Source organism: Aquiflexum lacus, assembly GCF_015476655.1.
GTDB classification, from domain to species: Bacteria; Bacteroidota; Bacteroidia; order Cytophagales; family Cyclobacteriaceae; genus Aquiflexum; species Aquiflexum lacus.
The window spans coordinates 15,387-35,340 of sequence record NZ_JABFHF010000004.1 but is presented as its reverse complement, the minus strand read 5'-3'; the positions used below and the strand labels follow the sequence as shown (position 1 = coordinate 35,340).

Genomic DNA, 19,954 nt, shown 5'->3' with positions numbered 1-19,954 from the left:
CATTTTTACAGATTTTCGTTGGGTAAAAAGATGATCATCTCCGTTCCTTCTCCTTCGGTGCCTGCCTCTCCGGCAGACAGGCTTTTGACACGGAGGTCTCCACCATGTGCCTTGACGATGTCGTAACTCAGACTCAGACCGAGACCTGTCCCGCTTCCGGTAGGTTTAGTAGTGAAGAATGGTTGGAAAATTTTGTCCCTGATGGCTTTTGGGATACCTCCACCATTGTCTTTGATGCAGATCTCTACTCCACCTGCATTGCCTGCCAGGTCGACCATCCGGGTTTGAACCTTTACTTTTGGATAATAAGTGCTCTCTGAATTACCTGATTCTACAAATGATTTTGCTCTTTGCCCGACTGCATAGAATGCATTGTTGATCAAATTCAAAATAACGCGCCCAATATCTTGGGCTACGACGTTTAAGAGGGGTAGATTTGGATCTAAATCGGTTTCAAAGTCAGCAGAGAAACTTTTATCTTTGGCCCGTAACCCATGATAGCTTAAGCGCAAAAATTCATCAGCGAGTGCATTGATGTTGGTAGGAATTTTATCACTTGCAGTATTTCTACTATGCTCCAGCATGCCCTTGACGATTCCTTCCGCTCGTTTTCCGTGGTGTTTTATTTTATTTAAATTCTCTTTCAAATCTTTTCCAATGGCTTTGGCTTCTTCTATGTCACCATTTTCTAGCTCCTCGTTCATTTCATCAACTAGCTCTTCGCTGACTTCAGAGAAGTTATTTACAAAGTTCAATGGGTTTTGGATTTCGTGAGCGATGCCGGCGGTGAGTTCACCCAGCGAAGCCATTTTCTCGGATTGGATCAATTGTGATTGGGTTTCTTTTAATTTGGTGTAGGCCTTTTCAATCTCCTTGGATTGGGCTACCTCCCGCTCTAGGTTTTGTGCTCGTTCCTTCATCCGGATTCTTCGCTTCAGTCCGGAGTAGGCAACTATTCCTACGAAAATTAAAGAGAGGCCATAAAGGGTATATGCCCACCAAGTTTTCCACCAAGGAGGAAGAAGGGTGATGGTCAATGATTTTCCAACGTCGTTCCAAACGCCATAGGCATTGGATGCGATGACTTTAAAGGTGTAGGTTCCCGATGCGAGATTGGTGTAGGAAGCAAAGTTTCTGTTGTCATAAATCCAATCCTGATCCAATCCTTCAAGCATGTGGGCATATTGGTTTTTGGAAGGATTGGCATAGTGAAGTGCTGCAAATTCAAAACTGAGATCATTTTGATCGTGGCGAAGGGTGATTTCATCTGTTGAAAGCAAGTCCACCTCCAAAGGCGATTCTTCCCCCATATCATACACGGAGCGATTGGAAAGCAAAAGATTGGAAATGATAATTGAGGGAGCGATTTTATTGGATGCCACCGAGGAAAAAGTGGTGAGCCCGTGATCTCCTCCGAAAAAGAAATTGCCAGCAGGAGTTTTTACAGCAGCGAGAGAAAGAAAGGACTCTCCCCCTATACCGTCTTTTTCGTTATAGTTGATAAATGTGACCTTGTCCAAGGCTTCATTTTGCATCATTTGAATCAATCCATTTTGGCTTGAAAACCACATTTCCCCATTTTCACCAGGCAATACGGTTTCAATAAAATTGGTAGGCAAACCATCCTGCTCGGTGTAGTAGGAGACTTCATCGGTGGCTATGTCCAAAATATTGATACCCCCGTACGTGGCCATCCAAAGAAGCCCGTCTTTCTCCAGCACATCAAAAACCTGTCTGTCGCTAAGTGCGGAAGGATCCATGGGATCACTGGTGTAAAACTTCACCGCATTGGTTTCAGGATCTATCCGAGTCACACCGGCGTTGATACTGGAGATCCAGATGTATTTTTCTCCTATTTCTATATCTGAGATATTGGCATCCTGAATGATAATTTCTGCTTTTTGCTCATTTACATCTACAACAAGCGATTGACTTTCTATCTGATCTTCCTGTTTGAAAATGGCTATTCCATAAAGCGGTAAAAACTCTGGTTCCGGAACATTCCAGCTATCGTAATGGTGACTATCATCGGAGGAGTAGCGAAGGGAGTAAGACCCCGGATTTAATTCTATTTGAGCAATCTGAAGTCGGTTTTTAAGGCCTCCTCCTGCCCAAAATGAGTCTTCCATGGTTTCCATCCCGATAATGGTTTCACCGGAGGCATTTTGAAGCCAACCGTAGTCCGCCATACTTGCAGGGTCTCCTTCTCCAACAGTTACTACATAATAGGTACCTCGCTCCCTTATTTCAAATCCCTGTGTGAGTTCCTCACTTTGACCCACACGCTCAATACTGGCAATCTCCCGGTCTGTTTCCAACCAGGTTCTGATTTGGTCCAGGATTTCTTGAGAATAAGTTTGGCTATATTGACTAACGATTTCTTCAAAGGTTTCTGTAGCAGGATTAAAGATGGCCAGTCCACCATTGGTTCCCACCCAAAGGTTTCCCTTTTTATCCTCTCGGATTACCCTGACCTGGTCATTGGGTAAGCTACTTGCATTGTTCCCCGCAGTGCGTTTGAATCGTTTGAGCTCTTGATAGTTTTGGTCCATTTTGATCAGGCCATCTCCCCAAGTACCAATCCAAAGGGTACCATCTGCTTGCTCATGGATGGCTCTGGCAGACCCTCCAAACATGTCATTGGACGATGAAAAGTTTACTTTCTGGATATTTTCGTTTGATTCGCTAAAAACATTAATTCCATTTCCTCGGGTACCCACAAAGATTTTTCCCGGAGTGATTTTCGAAGCAAATAAACCGTAGGTGCCCCCGGAACTTAAGGAAGCTGGATTTTGGGGGTCGTGACTGAAATACTTGAAGGGCTGATTGACAGGATCGTATTTGAAAAGACCCTCGCCACGCGAACCAAACCAAAAAATCCCACTTCTGTCAATGGTCAATTCAGTAAATCGATTGGTCCAATAACCAGTGTTCATTTTCCGATTTCCTGGGATAAACACCTCGGAGTACTGATCGCTATTGCCATCAAATTTGAGTACGCCACGGTAGTTATTTAATACCCAAATATTTCCGTCAAAATCCTCTACAATTGAATTTTTAAAAGTTGCGATATCCTCATTGCCTGTTTCATAGCTGACGATTTCACGAAGCTTGTTCTTTTCCACATCATACTTGTAGATTCCCTTTCTGCTTGTAATCCATAGAATTCTATCTTTGTCCTGATAGATATGGGTAATGGTATTTTCGAAGCTGTTCAGGGTATTATCTATGTCAAATTTGATAGGACTGAACTCATTTGCTCCTTTGGGCAAATACATCAATCCATGAAGAGAGGAACCTCCCCAAATTCCTCCTTGCGAATCTTCGTAAAGACACATGGAGAGGGAAGAATGGACAGCGGGCTTTCCATTGATATTCATGTAGGGAGCAAGTATCCAGCTATCAGAATCCGGATCAAACTGGATAATTTCAAATCCAATAGTTGTGGCCCAAACTCTTCCTTGAGAATCCGGGAGAACCTGGATGGTTCGAGCTGCTCCCGAAGTTTGGAATATGGAATCTACATTGTAATTTTTGAAGGTATTTTTTGCCCGGTCGAAATAGGTGAGGCCCAGCTCATTGGCGATCCATAGGTTTCCATCGGCATCTTCTGCTATGTCAAAAGTAGAGTTGTGCTGAGGGCTGTTCGGGTTTCCGATGATGTTTCGGTAAGTTTTCCAATTATAGCCATCGTAGCGCTGGACTCCATTTCCTGTACTGAACCAAAGCAAACCATGGCTATCCTGCATGACATTCATGACCATAGGTGAAGCCAAGCCATTGGAGATGGAAATGGTCTCTAGATTGATTTCTTGGGAATTTACTTCTGAAGTATATGCCCAAAGCAAACTAAAGAGAAAAATGATTAACCGAGGGGATTTAAGGATAGGTTGGTTCATGAACAAAACTGTTTTGGGGAATTATTTTTTGGTTATGGCATAAAATATCTTAGACAAGCAAATCGAGCGTCCAAAGGGTTTCTAATTCACCTTTTGGATAGCTTTTTCACAAGACTTCTTAAATCATCCGTAAAGCTTCCGCCATACTTTTTGCTTTTTGCATCGGGTAATCTTTATGTCCAATTAAAGTGCTTAGGCCTGCTCTTTGAGAATTTGTTCCACTTCACTTTTGAGCGAATCAAAATCTATGGGTTTGGTAAAGAACTCCTTTGCGCCTGAACTCATGGCTTTGTTGTGGTTGTCACTGTCACCGTAGGCTGAGATCATGCTTACTTGGATCTGTGGGAACAAAGTTTTGACTTTTTCCAATAGCTGAAGGCCCGACATCCCCGGCATATTGATATCCGAAAAAATGTACATCACTTCAGGTGGTTGCGTACTTTCCAGAATTTCCAATGCTTCCTGACCAGAAAAGGCGAAGACCAATTCTATGGCCCCACTTCGGATTTCTTTTCTGAGTTTCTGCCGAAACAACATCTCGACATCTTTTTCATCATCTACCACTAAAAATTTCATGTTCTATGTGTTTATTTTTATATTTATTTTAATTGAATTTTTAGCTTAAACCTTATGCAAATCATCATTTATTGTATTAGACTTATAAAGAATATTCTTTGTATTAGAAGGGTAAATTTTAAAGCTAGCTTTAAAGAGGAATCAAACTTTAATATAATGATTTATAGCTAATTTTTTGGATTTAATCTCATGTAGCTTTGGCTGCATAAGAGAGTTTTAGAATTATTTTTTACGTTTTTGTTCAAATTAAAAAATACTGGATTTATTGAAACCGAAGAAGGACGAACGTATGGTTTTATTGTCCCAAAGCCATTAAAAACTTTCCGAAGAAAACTAAGGTTGGTTTTTTTTTTTAAATTCATTTAACAAAAAAATGATTTCTAAGAAGAGCCATGATGAAGAGAAGAGTTATCGTTGATCTGAAATATTCCATGTACTAGGAATACTTGATTGCTTTGGTTATTCAAAAAAAATGGGCTTTTGAAAAAGTCATATTCAAAAGCCCTATAAAAATTGGTGGTTCTAGATTTTTTAAAAAATTTAATTGGATGGTGGTTTGATTTCGAATCCTTGCGCTTCCATAATATTGAGCATATCGTACCAGTAGCGTAAAAATGTAATCTTACCATTCACTACCGTCCCAGCTGTATGATAGGGAACTGTTATGATTTTACCTGTTGCTTTGTGCTGAAGGGTATTGGTGCCCCAAGATAAAATCCATTCCCCCTCGTTCCAATTATTGGTCACTTTGACAGGCAGATAAAGCTCTCCCGAAAGGGTATGTTTGAATTGGTTGGTACTATTGGTGTAATATTCCTTGTGTTGGGCTACTGTTAGTGAGTCTAAGCCTCCTCCCAAGCCATAGATCATCGCATTTGGTGCGAATTGCGCATTCATCGTAGCTACATCCCCGGCCTGAAGTGCTTTGGTATATTTCTGTACCACTTCCAAAGCTGTAGCAGCATTCTGAAATTCAAGCGTCACCACTTGATCCTGAGCGTTCGAAATCATCGGCGTCAGTATCATTAGCAAAGCTAAGGCCATTGTAATTTTTAAAATTTTCATAAAAGATTGAGTTAGGTTAGAACAAAATAAATTTCCGAATCAACATTGATTCTCAATCTAATGACTTGATAATTAATTGGTATTCAAATCAATCAGGGACGAATGACCCCTTTTACTGTCCCAAAGCCATTAAAAACTTTCCCGAAGAAAATTAAAAGTCGAAAAATCAACCTGGGCTAAGCATAGTAGATGCCACCACCAAAAAGGATGGGTTCAGCAGGTTTTCTTTGTTGTAAATTAAAGGAGTAAGCTCCGGTAAGTTTATTACATCTCCTCCCATTGCCAATACAATGGCATGTGCCGCAGCCGTGTCCCACTCCATTGTTGGCCCAAAGCGGGGATATAGCTGAGCTTTGTTTTCGGCCACAAGCGTAATTTTCAAAGAGGAACCCATGTTGGTTACCTTGACTTTAGGATATTTGGCAATGAAATCCTTTGTCTCTTGATTCATATGGGACCTGCTGGCTACGATTGTTTTGATTTCATTATCAGTAACCTTGCTCAGCCTTACAGGTTCCTGATTACCTCCTTGTTTCCAGGCACCGGATTCTTTACTGCCCCAATACAACCAATCCAAAACTGGCGCATAGACCACACCCATTATGGGTTTTCCGAGATGTATCAGCGCGATATTGACGGTAAACTCCCCGTTTCTTTTAACAAATTCCTTGGTACCGTCCAAAGGATCGACCAACCAATAATATTCCCAATCTTTTCGGATCGAATAGGGGATATCGGCACCTTCTTCAGATAGAATCGGCAAATTGGTGTCCTCCAGAACAGATACGATTACTTTGTGAGCCGCTTGGTCCGCCAAGGTTAAGGGGGATTGGTCTTCTTTTAAAGTGAGACCGATTTCATCGGAATGGTAAACTTCAAGGATTTTCTTGCCTGCAATGAGAGCGGCTGATTTGGCTAATTCTGTGAGGATGTTAATTTGCTTGAAATCGGGATTCATGGATTTTTTGATTAATTGAATATCGTTTATTTATTTCAAACCTTTACATTGATTAAAATATGGAACGCTGATGATGTTGATTTTGCGGATGAACACAGATTATAAAAATCAGTGAATATCTACTAAATCAGCGTCATCCCGATAATCGGAACAGGTCCTGCGTGCTATTGAAAACCGTTCTATCTAGGAAATAGTCATAAATAATGAATAAATCTCTTTCCCTTTTCAATACTAAAGTTGTTGAATTTCCCCAATTTAATTGGCAGATTTAGAAATTACATTTCAAACTAGAATACCTAATCATGAACTCAAACAATACCAACATTTCGATATTTACATTTTTAATCCTCCTGTTGTTTAGTCCCATAGTTTCAGCTCAAATCTCTGTAGCCGAAAAAGCCTTTGCAGAAGCTGAATCAAAAGGTTTTTCGGGCGTATTGCTTTTGGCTTTGGATGGGGAGGTGGTTTTTGAAAAAGCCACAGGCTACCGCTCTTTTGAGCAGAAAATCCCACTTCAAACCACCGATGTTTTTGAAATGGCCTCTGTTTCCAAACAGTTTACGGCCATGATGGTGATGAAATGTGCAGAACAAGGGCTTTTGACTTATGATGACGAACTCACTGATTATCTGGACATTCCTTATCCTGGCATCACCATCAGGCAATTACTGACCCATACCAATGGTCTGCCGGATTATCAGGCTGTCATGGACAAGCATTGGGACAAAAGCAAGGTAGCCGACAATGCAGCTATTTTGGAATACCTGCGCAAATACCAACCGCCCATGTTGGCCCAACCCGGAGAAAAATATGAATACAGCAATACTGCCTATGTGTTTCTGGCCAGTATCGTGGAAAAAGTCACCGGCAGGGATTTTATCGAACTGTCCCGGGAATGGATATTCAAACCCTTGGGCATGGGCAATACCGATATCCGGACTTTGGAGGAAAAAGCCAAGGTACCCAATTTTGCTGCAGGTCATCTGAAAGATGAAAACGGGAATTATATCAATGCCAATAAATTCCATTCTTCTGATTATACGGTTTGGTTGGGAAACAGAAAAGGGCCCGGAAGGGTCAGCAGTACGGCAAAGGATCTATTGATCTGGGATCAGGCTTTATATGCGGGTACTTTGGTAAGTAAGGAAACTTTGGAATTGGCTTTTTCACCTCAAACTTTGAATGATGGGAGTTTAAGTAACTATGGCTTTGGCTGGGATTTGAGTGAAGATCCGGATTTTCATAAAATCGTATCCCACACCGGAGACAATCCGGGATACAAAACCCTGATCATGCGCTTTATTGACCAAAACAAAACCTTGATCCTGTTGAACAACAATGCCCATGAGTCCAAAGACCAATTGATCAAGGGGGCTGTGGAGGCTTTGAGGGGGTGGTAAATTGAAATTGAATTGATCTTCAATACAATTTAGGTATTAAATGGAACGCTGGACCTGTCCCGATCATTTGGATAACGCTGATTTGGCAGATTTTCACAGATTTTTTTACCTATGTTATAAGGAAATGTTTAGGGATTTGAAGTAGACTTAATTCGGACTTTTGCGGTTCATGGTTGCCTGTTCATAGGCATAGGTCAGTTTGATCAAAACCGGTTCATCAAACATCCTACCCAAAAACTGTATGCCTGCCGGAAGGTTTTCGGAAGTATATCCCATGGGAACGGTAAAGGCGGGTTGCCCGGTATGGGGTGAGATAATCTGACTGTTATCCCCTTTATATTCCTCTTCAAAAAATGTGATCCGGGCAGGTTTGTTATTCCAGGAGGGGTATACCAAAGCATCCAATTGCAATTCATCCATTTTATTTTCGATGGCCTCCCTAAAGGCCACCCTTCTGATATCTGTATAGGCATCTCCACAAGGAATTTCAGGGTTTTCCCGACGCAGGGTATTGGATGACAAGCGCTCCATTCTGTCTCTGGTATAGGCTGACTTGGAACCTATTCGCATGATATCTTCCAAGGTTTGGACCGTATCCCTTTTGACATAAGTCTTAAGAAAATCCTCCAAATCCAAACGAAATGTGGGACACCATTGATCCTGACTGAGCTTATCGAAATCGGCTATTTCCACATTTTCGATGATCTCAGCCCCCTGTTCCTCCATATCAAACAGCGCTTTTTCGAAAAGCGCATAAACTTCATCATCAGGATTATTGTCCACCAGGTTTCTCAATACGCCTATTCTTGCACCCTTTAGTCCTTCCCTCTCCAGATACTGGGTGTAATTGGAAGGGATTTTTCCTTCGGAATACAGTGTTAAGGAATCCTGGGGATCATATCCCGCAATGACTTCCAGCACTTTCACTGCATCTTCGACCGTCCTGCACATGGGACCTACCACATCATTTCTAAGATAAAGGGGCACTATTCCCTCTCTGCTAACCAGTCCCAGGGTCGTCCGGAAACCAACCAATGCATTGTGGGAAGATGGTCCCCTGATAGAATTACCAGTATCCGTACCCAAGCCAATTGTCCCGAAATTTGAAGCCATGGAGGCACCTGTCCCTCCACTTGAACCTGCCGGAACATGGTCGAGATTATAAGGATTTCTGGTAATGCCTGCAGTTGAGCTTTCAGAATGCATCGGGCTGAATGCCCATTCAGCCATGTTGGATTTGGCGATAACAATCGCTCCAGCGGCTACCAGTTTTTTGATGATAAAGGCATCTTCCTCCGGGTAAAAGTCCTGCAAAGCCAGAGATCCGGCTGTGGTAGGTAATCCTTTGGTATTGATATTATCTTTTACAATCAGGGGAATGCCATGAAGGGGGCGCAGGGTTTTTGTTTGTTGAAACTCCTTATCCAAGGCTTTTGCCATTTCCATAGCATTGGGATTTACCATGCTGATCGAATTGATGTCCTTGTCCATCTCTTCTATCCTATCCAAATATGCCTGTACCAATTGTTGGCTATTGAATTTACCACTTTGGTATGCTTCATGAATTTCGGAAACAGTGAGTTCCGAAAGGTCAATAGATTCCGTATTTGGGGCGCTGCATCCTAAGAATGTATTTAGGATAATTACCCATAGGATGGATTTTTTGTGAAAATTTGTTTGGAGTTGTGTCATTGGTATTTCTTAAGGTCTTGTTTGATCAATTCTTTATCTCCAAAACTCAGTTTATAAATGTCATCAAAAATGCCCGTTTATTTGCGCTTTCAAGGAAAGGATGTTTTCCTTCCTTGTTTCAATTTTGGCAAGTAGGTTGAAGCACCTTCCCAAATCCCCAATAACATATGCTTCGAAACGGGGATCATATAGCACCTTTTCATGGTCACTTTTGATTATTCGGTTGTCCTTGATGGAATCAAGCAGCTCATAGAATTTTGAATTCCCTTTTTCTGCCATCACCATCTTACCTGAATTATTGGACATATGAAGGGAAGGAATAGTAGCCATGACAGGTTCAAATCTGTCATTGATGAAATCGGTAATGGAATTCATACTTATTCTGACATTTTCAAAATCAGCATAGTATTTGTCGAGTGCCTTGAGCGTTTCCTTTTGTCTAAAGTTGCTAAATGCCCCTGAGGATTTTGCAGATTCAAAAGTGGTAGAATAGCTCGTCGCAGCTTCTGAATAATACAGGGGTTCAACGAGCATGCCGAACTTTTCTGCTCCCATTTTATCAGCCGAATTTCTCAGGTGAGTCAATAAGGTGGATAAGATCTCAATCCGATTCCGGTGAAATTCAGTAAGAAAATCCAACTTTTCAAGGTCTTTGTCCAGGTCACTTAAGACGTCTGAGTAAAAATCAGCCTCCTGATTCCGGTACTTCCGATTTTCATTCCAGGTGTTGATTTGGAGGGCAATGAGGATACCGATTACAACGAGGAAAATTTCGCCGATGGCATAAACGAGATATCGGGTGAACCGATTCTGGGAGAGAAGTTTTTGGCGGATTTTGCGGAAAAGTGAGATCATAGCCTGTTTTTTTATTTTAAAATAAAACCACCCTCATCCTATCTTTCCATCTCCATCAATGTCTTTTCCACTTTGCTTTTCAAGGATTTTTAAGGTGTTGACCAAAAGAGATTTTGTCCTCTGAAGTTCATATTCTAAGTAAGCGACCCTTGCTTCTAAAGTTTCGGCCCTACCTTTTTGGTCAGAGATTTGGCTTTGTTGGATTAGATTCCAAAATAGTCCCATGTGGTTTTATGGTTTAGGTGTTTTAAATAATCTAAGTTTTTGGATAAGCCATAGAAATGGATTAGGTCGTTTGCCGGATCGATGCTCTCAAATCGTTTTTGGAAATAGGAAGTTGTCGTATCCGGATTCCGGTAGCATCAAAAATGGCATTGGTCACAGCAGGAGCGATGACCGGAGTACTTGGTTCTCCCCCTCCTCCGGGCGGGTTTCCGGAATTGATAATATGGGTTTCAATTTTTGGCGCTTCATTCATTCGGGTGACGGGATAATTATGGAAATTACTTTGTGCCACTGCTCCGTTTTCAATGGTAATCTCCCCGGTCATGGCAGCGGCCAATCCGTAGATTATTCCACTTTCCATCTGGGCAATGAACCCATTTGGGTGAATGGCAAAGCCGGGATCCACTGCACATACTACCCGATGCACTTTCACCTTTCCATCTATGCTCACTTCCACTTCTGCTACCTCAGCCACAATAGATCCAAAAGATTGGGCAATGGCGATGCCTCTGCCCCAATTGGCAGGAAGTGGATTTCCCCAATTTGATTTTTCGTAAACCATGTCCAACACACGTTGAAATCTTGAATTATCCTTAGTCAGGCTCTTTCGATAGCCAAAAGGATCCTGCTTTGCAGCATGGGCCATTTCATCAATGAAGGACTCAGTCAAAAACCCATGCGTGGAATGGTCGACGCTTCGCCAGTTGCCCCAAGGTACATGGGAGGCAGGACTGGAATATTGAATCAACTGATTGGGAATTGTGTATGGAATATCCGCCGCTTCCGGGGGATGGTGCTTGAATATAAACTGATGGGCGTAGGCAATGGGAAGTCCCGATTCATCCAAGCCTGCCTTCATCCGACTGATGGTTGCCTCCCGATAGACATCGTGCTGCGTATCTTCTTCCCTGGACCAGATTAATTTGACCGGGTATTCAACTTCCTTGGCGATCAATATCGCCTGCTTCATCACATCTGTCTCGGAGCGTCTTCCAAATCCTCCACCCAGGAGCTGATTGTGGACTGTCACCTGATCGATGTCTATTTCAAGGAGTTCTGCGGCGGCAGCTCGGACTCCAAGGGGGTTCTGACTTCCACACCATAGCTCACATTTTCCATCGTGCACCCATGCAGTGCAGTTCATAGGTTCCATGGTGGCGTGGGCTAAAAACGGAAGTTGGTATTCTGCCTCGACAAGGATAGTAGACTTTTCGAATGCTTTTGCAGCGTCACCGTCTTTGAAGTGTGTATCCAGATTTCCATCCGCCAAATCGGTATCCATGGCCTTTCGATAGCGGTCCATGATTTCTTCCTGATTCAGGCCACTGTTTTCTGTGGCTTCAAATTCTATCGGAAGTGCATCCAGCGTAGTTTTTGCCTGCCAATAACCATCAGCAATGACAGCCACTGCATCCCCTAAGTTTACAATCTTTTTCACTCCTTGTTGGCTCGAAGAGACAGTAGTGTCCACAGATTTTACCTTACTTCCAAAAACCGGGGCTGCTTTAATCGTGGCATATTTCATTCCGGGTACCTGCACATCCATTCCAAACTGAGCTTCTCCGGTCACCTTGGCCGGTATGTCAAATCTTGGCTGGGAAGTACCCATGAGGGTAAACTCTCCGGGTGATTTTAGCTTTGGCTGGGTGGGTATATTGACCTTGGCTGCTGCAGGTGCAAGCTCCGCAAAAGTAGCACTACGCTTACTGCTTGGATGACTTATGATGCTGTTTTGGGCAGTAAGCTCATCTACAGGCACCTTCCAAGTATCTGCTGCGGCCTGCATCAGCATGGATTTGGCCGCTGCCCCTGCGATCCGCATGGCCTGCTGACCGGTAAATCTCACCGAAGCACTTCCTCCTGTAATCTGGAAATTCAGGGATTTGACGGCAGTAAGGAAAACCCCATCGATCGTTTCTTCTATAAACTTTGGGAAAGTTGCATTGCCTGCGATAAAACCTTTCAATAAGGTGTAATTGGCATATTCTTTATCAGCGGGAGCTTCCTGAAACTTCATGTTAGACCAATCAGCATCCATTTCGTCAGCGAGCATCATCGCCAAGGCGGTATGCACGCCCTGTCCCATTTCGGCATGTGGAATGATGGCCGTGACCGTGTTATCCGGAGCGATTTTGAGCCAAATATTCATGACCGTTTCTCCTTCTGAAGCTATCAATCCGGCTACTTTGGAGGAGCGGTTTCCCGGTCGGATAGCTATCCCAATCACCAAGGTTCCTCCTGCCAAAACTCCAGCTCCTATAAATGCGCGTCTAGTCCATTTTTTCATTGTCGTATAGATTTAAAGCGGATTGGAAGATTGAAGAGTTGCTGAAGCGCGCTTAATGGCAGACTTTATGCGTCCATACATGCCGCAGCGGCAAATGTTTCCAGACATGGCTGCATCAATTTCCTCATCGCTTGGAGAGGGATTTTCATTCAGAAGGGTTACCGCTGACATGATCTGGCCGGATTGGCAATAGCCGCATTGGGGCGTCTGTTCCTCAATCCAAGCTTGCTGCACGATATGAAGTGTGTTTTTATCAGTAGCTATTCCTTCAATGGTGGTGATGTTCTTCCCTTCTGCCGAGATCGCCGGTGTGACGCAGGAGCGAACAGGTTGGCCATCAAGATGAACTGTACAGGCACCACATTGAGCGATACCGCATCCAAATTTGGTCCCGGTCAATCCACACTGTTCGCGGATTACCCAAAGCAGGGGTATGTCAGCTGTGGCATCAACTTTATATTCCTTTCCATTAATAGTCAAACTAGTCATAATTCAGCGTTAAAATTATTTGTCAATATCGGAATTTTATTAGAAATCATCGGTCTTCAAGTGCATTTGATTGAACTACCGCAGTGGATCATAGCACCTTTTTTAGGAACAAATGCCCTCTGAGGAAATTGATATTCTTTCATTGCAAATATATCCCGTACCCGCCTGAAGATCGGGCTGGCCTAAAGGCACGGTGGGGTTTGGTTAATTTTTTGTTCTACCCATATCAAGTCCCTAAAGGGACTACCGCCCTTATTTTCCTGAAGGAGTTTTTGCGAGTTTTGCGGAAGATGCTTGTCCTATTATTTCATTTTTTCTTTTTGATTGGTTAAGAAATTTTTCATCTATCCAACCTTTTTATCTCGACCTCCAAATCTTGGATCGTGGAATTTACAGATTTTCTCAGGTTTTCGTAAAAGTAGCCGATATAGGATCGTGTGCGATTTTGCTGGGTTTTGATGAAATATAGGTACTCCTGATCAGTTTTGAGGGATTCAAAGTCCATTGGTATCATGCTTCCTTCAAAAGTATTTTCCTTACCCTCAAAATTATATCCTGATTCAAACCGACCCGGCAGTATATGCCTCATGTGGTATTGCACTTCAGCCAATTCCTCATCCTCCGCTTTTAGAAAAAAATCATATTGGGAATCATAAACAGCAATTAGCTTATTTCGGATATCGGTGTTGGAAATGATGTCCAATCCTCTGGATTTAGCGGTTTCGAACGAACTGGTGGAGTGGACGAAATGCATGGGGAGTAGCGTATAAATGAAGTGAGAAGCCAGGGAATCGTGGTAGGAACCGTCATTTTCCAAAACTTCGAGGATCAGGTTTAAAGCGTTCTGGCTTTTCCTGAGTTCATTCATATTGAAATTGATTTCCGCCAAGTCGGTCACTAATTCCGTTTTGCATCCCTTCAGGATTTCAAGTTCTGCCCTCTTGCGGCTTTTATTTTCCCCATAGTTTGATAGCTCAAAGGCGCCCCAGATACCGATGATCAGCACAAGAATCTCAAAAAAGTATTCCGGCCATTTTTCTTTGAGGGTGGATAAGATTCGTTTCATCATTTGAGTTTGAGTTCTTTTTGGATCAGTTCTTTTAGTTTCTGGTTTTGGGACAGAACAGTTTGTATATTGGATTCTGCAGTTTTGGTTTTTATGGAAGCTTCCAAAAGCAATTGTTGAAATTCCGGTGATTTGGAGAGGAGGATTAATCCTGCTTTATCGACAAATTCAAAGGAAACTTCTTGTTTGGTATAGGTTTTGGTTTCAAACCAACTGGATAATTGGTGGACTTTTTTGTCAGCTAAATAAACCCGAATTCTTTTTTCTACCAAGTCTGAGAATTGCAAATAAGCATCATCCAGATCCTTTAAGTACCTGGCATACGTGGTTATCTCTTTCCTAATCGCTTCTCCAGATATTTTGGAGGCAATAGAAGGATCATTATTGATTGCGATAGGATTATAATAAATCATGAACCTGATCAAATTGGGGTTTTCAATTTCCGAGTCCATCCCTTTGACTCCGATTTGATAGAGTGCTTGGTGTAGGTTATTGATTTTGGCTAGGCTTGCCAGGTTTTCACGGTATGAGATGGAATCTGCTTGTAAATCCTGAACAAGATTATTTAAAACTACCCGTTCAGATTGTTTTGCCTTTCGGGCCTCATTTGCATTGTTGATCTGAAGTGCAATCAGGATCCCGATCACGACCAATATGATTTCACCAATGGCATAGGCTAGGTATTGAGTGATTCGGTTTTGCTCAAGGAGTTTTTGGCGGATTTTTCTAAAGAATTTGATCATAGGGTATCCGTTTTGTTTAGCTGTGTATCGATTCTTGCCAGGGAGCGCTGTGTGGAAATCACCATCTCTTCCAAGTTGCTGATCAAATTTTTGGCATTGAGAATGCAAAGAGAAAAACCATTTTTATAAGCTGGATCGTTTAGCAATACTTTAATGACATCCGCGTTTTTGGTATTTTTCGTTGCTTGCTCAAATCCGCCCAATATGGCCATATAATCTTTGTAGGCTTGCCCCATATCCCCGGTTCGGAAGAATGGACCATAGAGGTATTCTTGGTAATCATAGCGCAAATGCTCCTGATCACCGTCGATTTTGTCATAGCTGAGTTCCATGCGCAGCAGTTCATTTTTCAAACTGTCATCCGATAGGATGCCGAGGCTCCCCGAACTGATCATTTCCCTGAGGGTACTGTTATTTCGGATAAATGGATCCCAATACAACACTTCCATGGTGTGGAAATTCAAAGAATCCGTATTGGTAATAGGCGCACCTTCAAAGTACCTGATCATCACCTCTGCTGATCTTCCGGCCCTGCTATAGCGGTCGATGCTACGGTGCAGTTCATCAAGGTTGAGTAAGAGGTCTGAGCGCAAACCATGGAGAAAAGCCGTCTCTCGTGCTTTGGTTTGCTGTGCTTCCCGGTAGTTATTCACCTGCAAGGCAATCAGAATCCCGATGACGACTAGGAAGATTTCGCCGATGGCGTAGGCCAGGTACCTTGTGATCCGATTCTCTTTCAGGAGTTTTTGGCGGATTTTTCGGAGGAGAAATAGCATATTATTGAAAACCTTTTAAATGGAATTTTTTGAGTTCTGATTGAACGGAATCCCGGATTTGTAGCACTTGCGAATTGTAATCTTTGAACATTTCCAAAATTGCATTCCAGGATCTAGACTGTTTGGAAATTTTATTGATAAACTTTTCATCTGCCGCCATGGCTTGGAAATCATAAGAAGGAAGGGAAACGGCTGAATCGGTTGGTGCATTTTCGAATCGAAACCGAACATACGTTTCGAAAAATTGACTGTTTTGCATTTGAACATCTGTATTCATCCTATTTACCTCCATTATGAATTCCCTGTGATTTGCAAGACTGGAGAACGCATCTCTAATCCATTGATTTTCAATTAAATTAATTTCTCCCACACTCATCATCTCAGTGTAGGTCTTTGCATCCTGTATCATGATGTAAAACTGGTGGTACTCACTTAGGTATAAATCAAAATTCTCTTGTTTTGATATGGGCAGCTGTTTGGCTTCCAAAGCTTCCTGAACGATAATTGAATTTTTCAACTTTCTCTCTGCTCCTTTCAATGAATTATCCACATCTACAAGTATCAGGTCAATGTCCTCATTCAGTCGCAGCAAATAGCTGTATGATTTGATTTTGTCCTTGCGTTGTTCATTCCAATTATTCACCTGCAAGGCAATCAGTATCCCGATCACGACCAATAAGATTTCGCCTAAGGCATAGGCAAGATATCTTGTTACCCGATTTTGAGCGAGCAGCTTTTGACGAATTTTGCGGAAGAATTTTACCATGTTTAACCGTTGATTTTTTGAAGGTAATTGAGGATTTCCGTTGTATTGTTAAAAAGATCTTTTTTGGTAAACAAAAGGATTTTGTTCATTGCCATTTTCCCTGATAAAGTGTTGAGCATGGTTTGCAGAAGTTGCTTATCGTCAACAGTTGACCAGTATTGTTCAGATAAGGGTCCATCTATTGTAACTGAGCTCAGCATAGAATGGGGATTACCGCTTTGTGAAGCTATTCCAAGCCCAAATGAATATTGAGTATTCAAAAAGATAGAAACGTTTTCATCCATTATTTTTATGGATTTGAGTTGGTCAGAATTAAACTTAAGGATTTTTGCCTTTAGCCCGTGCTCAAAGTACTCTATAATTCCGGTGTTCAATATTGAAACTATCGTATTCCTGTTCATTTCATTGCTTGGATCAAAGAAGGGTATATATTCATAGCGGGCAATATGTCTTAAGGTGTCTATTGTACTAGTCGGTTGGGATAGTCTATCCTTGAATCCCCCAAGCCTTTCAAGATCTTCTTCAATTGTTTTAATATCCAACTTTAATTGAATTGTATCCTGTTTGAAATCCTCAATTAAAGATTGGATAGTCAAACGAATCGAATGATTCTGTTTTCTCTCCTCATTCCAGTTATTGATTTGCAAAGCGATTAAAATTCCGATGACAACAAGGAAAATTTCGCCGATGGCGTAGACCAGATAGCGTGTCACACGGTTTTCGGCGAGGAGTTTTTGGCGGATTTTTCTAAATAAACTAATCATGGGCTATATCTTTTTGAATCATAGAAAGGGTTTCTTCGCACTGTTGCAAGGCTTGACCCACCGCAGTATATTGGGTTGCCAGAAAGTTCATGTAGGTTTGGTTTACATAAAATTTGTCTTCCAACAAATCCCGGATTTCATCCGCTGTAGGGCTGTTGATGTTCTCTAATTTTTGGCTGGCATAGTTAACAACCGATTGACCTTTCTCCTGTCCGATTTTGAGTTTTAGAATCAAGTCATCATAAGTATTGTAGAGTGTGACGATTTGTCTTCGCACCGAAGGGTTTGAAATAAGATTGAGTCCATTGTTTGAGAGTTCGTCCACCGTGGTTGAATTCGGTACAAAATCGATCAAAAGATTATACTGCATTAAAAAATGCGCATTCAGCGAATCCGGGTCTGTTGCATTTCCTTTCATCTGACTTTCAAAAACTCTTTTGTAGCTGACGGCTGTCTTCAATTGTTCTTTAATTTTCGTGAGGCGAAGGGAATCAGATCTTAGGTCCTGTTGAAGGTTGGTAAGAAAGGCATGCTCGCGTTTTGCATTTTTATTGGCTTCATTCCAATTATTGATACTCAGGGCGATTAATATCCCTAAGACTACAAGAAAGATTTCACCAATGGCGTATTTGAGGTAACTGCCTATCTTGTTTTGCCGAAGGAGTTTTTGGCGGATATGGCGGAAGAATTTTATCATTGATCAAGGTATTTTTGTATTCGGCTTGATAAAGTCAGGTTTGTTTCTTTATAGGTTTTAAGATTATTAAAAACCAATTCACTCTGATGGAGCAGATCTACCAGGAAATTCAATACTTGAGGATCTTTGATAAATTCTTTAAAATCCGTGGCATACTGATCTCCAACCCCCAAGCGAAAATCAGGAATGAATTGATAATTGGCACCGCGCTGAAGTTTATCTAATGGGTGAAATTGAGGGGTATCGTTAAAGTCAAAGGTGCTGGCCTTTTGTTGGTAAATTTCTAAAGACCACTCTAAGAATTGTTTGGAATAGTAGGTGATGATTTCTTCTGAAAGTGTTTTGTCTTCAATTTCCTGCAACAGTCCACTTCCATAAAGTGTCTGGTAATTGGTGTTAAATTTTGAAAATTTTCGAAATTCAAAAGTGTTCAGAAAATATTGCCCTAGGTCTTGGTTGGTATTGCTTTCCTTACCTTGGTAATTTAAAAGAATTTGTTGAATGCCATTTGTAATATCACCATAGTAAGCCTGCAGAAAATCAATGCGTTCAACTTCCAATTTCAAATCAGCCTGAATGCCGATTAAAAGCTGCTCTATCACTATCTTTTCTTTATTCTCTTCCTTTTGAATATTTAATTGAAGGGCGATAAGGATACCTATCACTACTAGAATTATCTCTCCTACGGCATAGGCCAGATACCTAGTCACCCGATTTTGCTGAAGGAGTTTTTGGCGGATTTTGCGAAAGATTTTTAGCATTGGCAATTCATTTATTTAAAGATGTTTTCTGATACTTATATTTACTTGCCATATAAAACCCTGAGCGTTCTGCTGATGGAAGCGGCTACCACTGAATTATGGGTTTCATCTTCGAAAATATGGGAAGTTAATCGTAGTCCTTGATAATTTCGGAAGTGGAGAGAATCCGAAAAAGCATTCATCTTTGGGACCATGCTTGTCCCTTCCTTGCTTCCTACCGAAATAAACACCTTGGCATTAAAATCCTGGTATTGCTGTGAATAAAGCTGTTCCAAAGCAAAAATTTCATCCTTATTCCACCAAAATGAGGGACTGTTGATGCCAAATCTGCTGAAGGTATTTGATGCTTTGAGCAGACAATAGCCTGCAAATAACCCTCCAAAGGAATGTCCTGCTATCCCTCTGTCCTGAGTGGTTTTGTATTGTCCATCGATAAATGGGATAATTTCATTTTGGATCATATCCAAAAAAACCGGGCCTCCTCCTGATAATAGTGCTCCTTCCTCAAGGTCAAAAGTTTTTAAAAAAGCAGGATTGGAGTCACTTGCCGGATCAGCGGATGGGGTATAATCCGTCCACCGACTGCTCATCCAGGGAGAATAGGATTGCTCCCATTCATCACCTATGCCAACGATAATCACCCCTTCAATCTCTCCAAACATGTCCAAAAGTGTCCGGGCAGCATGGGCAATTGGAAATGAAAAACTTCCATCCAAGAGGTATAGTACCGGATATTTTAAACTGTCAGCAGGAGAATAATGTGGTGGCAACGATACGGTCAAATGATAACTTTTGCCGTTGGTTGTGGAGTGGAACAGGTGTTGTTCCTGCTGATTGATAACAGGGACAAGCCCTCTTTGTGCCGTAGCCTCAAAGGAAATAGTGATAATAAAAATTATTGGAAGGAAAATTGTGAAGAAAATTTTTAGCATATT

The 19,954-nt window shown here is 41.7% G+C and carries 18 protein-coding genes; 1 reads left to right on the top strand and 17 read right to left on the bottom strand.

Features of this window, described 5'->3' with window-relative positions:
• Window positions 1–5: 5 nt before the first annotated feature.
• The 4 genes from HMJ38_RS05225 to cysQ all read right to left on the bottom strand — a co-directional run bounded on the left by HMJ38_RS05225 (window position 6) and on the right by cysQ (window position 6,498).
• Window positions 6–3,899 carry a sensor histidine kinase gene (locus HMJ38_RS05225; RefSeq protein WP_194973318.1) on the bottom strand — a complete coding sequence of 1,298 codons (3,894 nt, stop codon included), beginning with the start codon at window positions 3,897–3,899 and terminating at the stop codon, window positions 6–8.
• A gap of 192 nt (window positions 3,900–4,091) precedes the next feature.
• The gene (locus HMJ38_RS05220; protein WP_194973317.1) at window positions 4,092–4,475 is read right to left on the bottom strand and encodes a response regulator; all 384 of its coding nucleotides are present in this window, start codon (window positions 4,473–4,475) and stop codon (window positions 4,092–4,094) included.
• Window positions 4,476–5,015: 540 nt separating this feature from the next.
• Window positions 5,016–5,540, bottom strand: a complete 525-nt coding sequence (locus tag HMJ38_RS05215; RefSeq protein ID WP_228779898.1) for a nuclear transport factor 2 family protein — start codon at window positions 5,538–5,540, stop codon at window positions 5,016–5,018.
• A gap of 166 nt (window positions 5,541–5,706) precedes the next feature.
• On the bottom strand, window positions 5,707–6,498 hold the full coding sequence (gene cysQ / locus HMJ38_RS05210) for a 3'(2'),5'-bisphosphate nucleotidase CysQ (RefSeq protein WP_194973316.1): 792 nt from the start codon (window positions 6,496–6,498) through the stop codon (window positions 5,707–5,709).
• A gap of 302 nt (window positions 6,499–6,800) precedes the next feature.
• Between cysQ and HMJ38_RS05205 the strand changes: the two genes are divergently transcribed.
• Complete coding sequence (locus tag HMJ38_RS05205) at window positions 6,801–7,898, top strand: serine hydrolase domain-containing protein (protein WP_194973315.1); 1,098 nt, start codon at window positions 6,801–6,803, stop codon at window positions 7,896–7,898.
• Between the two features lie 147 nt (window positions 7,899–8,045).
• Here the strand turns inward: HMJ38_RS05205 and HMJ38_RS05200 are convergent, their stop codons facing one another.
• From HMJ38_RS05200 to HMJ38_RS05140, 13 genes are all read right to left on the bottom strand, one after another.
• Entirely contained in the window at window positions 8,046–9,590 is a 1,545-nt protein-coding gene (locus HMJ38_RS05200; protein WP_194973314.1) for an amidase, read from the bottom strand.
• A 63-nt stretch (window positions 9,591–9,653) separates the two neighbouring features.
• The gene (locus tag HMJ38_RS05195) at window positions 9,654–10,445 is read right to left on the bottom strand and encodes a DUF6090 family protein (protein WP_194973313.1); all 792 of its coding nucleotides are present in this window, start codon (window positions 10,443–10,445) and stop codon (window positions 9,654–9,656) included.
• A gap of 33 nt (window positions 10,446–10,478) precedes the next feature.
• Window positions 10,479–10,670 carry a hypothetical protein gene (locus HMJ38_RS05190; RefSeq protein WP_194973312.1) on the bottom strand — a complete coding sequence of 64 codons (192 nt, stop codon included), beginning with the start codon at window positions 10,668–10,670 and terminating at the stop codon, window positions 10,479–10,481.
• A gap of 61 nt (window positions 10,671–10,731) precedes the next feature.
• Window positions 10,732–12,957: a xanthine dehydrogenase family protein molybdopterin-binding subunit gene (locus tag HMJ38_RS05185; protein ID WP_194973311.1), complete on the bottom strand. Its 2,226-nt coding sequence runs from the start codon at window positions 12,955–12,957 to the stop codon at window positions 10,732–10,734.
• A 12-nt stretch (window positions 12,958–12,969) separates the two neighbouring features.
• Entirely contained in the window at window positions 12,970–13,446 is a 477-nt protein-coding gene (locus HMJ38_RS05180) for a (2Fe-2S)-binding protein (RefSeq protein WP_194973310.1), read from the bottom strand.
• 340 nt (window positions 13,447–13,786) lie between these two features.
• Window positions 13,787–14,515: a hypothetical protein gene (locus HMJ38_RS05175; RefSeq protein WP_194973309.1), complete on the bottom strand. Its 729-nt coding sequence runs from the start codon at window positions 14,513–14,515 to the stop codon at window positions 13,787–13,789.
• Window positions 14,512–15,255: a DUF6090 family protein gene (locus HMJ38_RS05170; protein ID WP_194973308.1), complete on the bottom strand. Its 744-nt coding sequence runs from the start codon at window positions 15,253–15,255 to the stop codon at window positions 14,512–14,514. The genes HMJ38_RS05175 and HMJ38_RS05170 overlap by 4 nt, the downstream gene beginning before the upstream one ends.
• Window positions 15,252–16,031, bottom strand: a complete 780-nt coding sequence (locus HMJ38_RS05165; protein WP_194973307.1) for a DUF6090 family protein — start codon at window positions 16,029–16,031, stop codon at window positions 15,252–15,254. Before HMJ38_RS05165 ends, HMJ38_RS05170 begins: the two co-directional genes overlap by 4 nt.
• Before the next feature lies 1 nt (window position 16,032).
• On the bottom strand, window positions 16,033–16,797 hold the full coding sequence (locus HMJ38_RS05160) for a DUF6090 family protein (protein ID WP_194973306.1): 765 nt from the start codon (window positions 16,795–16,797) through the stop codon (window positions 16,033–16,035).
• Window positions 16,798–16,799: 2 nt separating this feature from the next.
• A complete protein-coding gene (locus tag HMJ38_RS05155; protein WP_194973486.1) occupies window positions 16,800–17,561 on the bottom strand; it encodes a DUF6090 family protein in 762 nt (253 codons plus the stop codon).
• Window positions 17,554–18,258, bottom strand: coding sequence for a DUF6090 family protein (locus HMJ38_RS05150; RefSeq protein ID WP_194973305.1), 705 nt, complete (start codon window positions 18,256–18,258; stop codon window positions 17,554–17,556). Before HMJ38_RS05150 ends, HMJ38_RS05155 begins: the two co-directional genes overlap by 8 nt.
• A complete protein-coding gene (locus tag HMJ38_RS05145) occupies window positions 18,255–19,019 on the bottom strand; it encodes a hypothetical protein (RefSeq protein ID WP_194973304.1) in 765 nt (254 codons plus the stop codon). The genes HMJ38_RS05150 and HMJ38_RS05145 overlap by 4 nt, the downstream gene beginning before the upstream one ends.
• 41 nt (window positions 19,020–19,060) lie before the next feature.
• Window positions 19,061–19,951, bottom strand: coding sequence for an alpha/beta hydrolase (locus HMJ38_RS05140; RefSeq protein ID WP_194973303.1), 891 nt, complete (start codon window positions 19,949–19,951; stop codon window positions 19,061–19,063).
• Window positions 19,952–19,954: the final 3 nt, after the last annotated feature.

What these genes read in the sequence shown, in the direction of transcription:
- HMJ38_RS05190 (WP_194973312.1), bottom strand. Translation starts at nt 10,670, where the DNA reads ATGGGACTATTTTGGAATCTAATCCAACAAAGCCAAATCTCTGACCAA.
- HMJ38_RS05180 (WP_194973310.1), bottom strand. Translation starts at nt 13,446, where the DNA reads ATGACTAGTTTGACTATTAATGGAAAGGAATATAAAGTTGATGCCACA.
- HMJ38_RS05160 (WP_194973306.1), bottom strand. Translation starts at nt 16,797, where the DNA reads ATGGTAAAATTCTTCCGCAAAATTCGTCAAAAGCTGCTCGCTCAAAAT.
- HMJ38_RS05185 (WP_194973311.1), bottom strand. Translation starts at nt 12,957, where the DNA reads ATGAAAAAATGGACTAGACGCGCATTTATAGGAGCTGGAGTTTTGGCA.
- HMJ38_RS05165 (WP_194973307.1), bottom strand. Translation starts at nt 16,031, where the DNA reads ATGCTATTTCTCCTCCGAAAAATCCGCCAAAAACTCCTGAAAGAGAAT.
- HMJ38_RS05195 (WP_194973313.1), bottom strand. Translation starts at nt 10,445, where the DNA reads ATGATCTCACTTTTCCGCAAAATCCGCCAAAAACTTCTCTCCCAGAAT.
- cysQ (WP_194973316.1), bottom strand. Translation starts at nt 6,498, where the DNA reads ATGAATCCCGATTTCAAGCAAATTAACATCCTCACAGAATTAGCCAAA.
- HMJ38_RS05145 (WP_194973304.1), bottom strand. Translation starts at nt 19,019, where the DNA reads ATGCTAAAAATCTTTCGCAAAATCCGCCAAAAACTCCTTCAGCAAAAT.
- HMJ38_RS05220 (WP_194973317.1), bottom strand. Translation starts at nt 4,475, where the DNA reads ATGAAATTTTTAGTGGTAGATGATGAAAAAGATGTCGAGATGTTGTTT.
- HMJ38_RS05205 (WP_194973315.1), top strand. Translation starts at nt 6,801, where the DNA reads ATGAACTCAAACAATACCAACATTTCGATATTTACATTTTTAATCCTC.
- HMJ38_RS05175 (WP_194973309.1), bottom strand. Translation starts at nt 14,515, where the DNA reads ATGATGAAACGAATCTTATCCACCCTCAAAGAAAAATGGCCGGAATAC.
- HMJ38_RS05215 (WP_228779898.1), bottom strand. Translation starts at nt 5,540, where the DNA reads ATGAAAATTTTAAAAATTACAATGGCCTTAGCTTTGCTAATGATACTG.
- HMJ38_RS05225 (WP_194973318.1), bottom strand. Translation starts at nt 3,899, where the DNA reads ATGAACCAACCTATCCTTAAATCCCCTCGGTTAATCATTTTTCTCTTT.
- HMJ38_RS05140 (WP_194973303.1), bottom strand. Translation starts at nt 19,951, where the DNA reads ATGCTAAAAATTTTCTTCACAATTTTCCTTCCAATAATTTTTATTATC.
- HMJ38_RS05150 (WP_194973305.1), bottom strand. Translation starts at nt 18,258, where the DNA reads ATGATAAAATTCTTCCGCCATATCCGCCAAAAACTCCTTCGGCAAAAC.
- HMJ38_RS05170 (WP_194973308.1), bottom strand. Translation starts at nt 15,255, where the DNA reads ATGATCAAATTCTTTAGAAAAATCCGCCAAAAACTCCTTGAGCAAAAC.
- HMJ38_RS05155 (WP_194973486.1), bottom strand. Translation starts at nt 17,561, where the DNA reads ATGATTAGTTTATTTAGAAAAATCCGCCAAAAACTCCTCGCCGAAAAC.
- HMJ38_RS05200 (WP_194973314.1), bottom strand. Translation starts at nt 9,590, where the DNA reads ATGACACAACTCCAAACAAATTTTCACAAAAAATCCATCCTATGGGTA.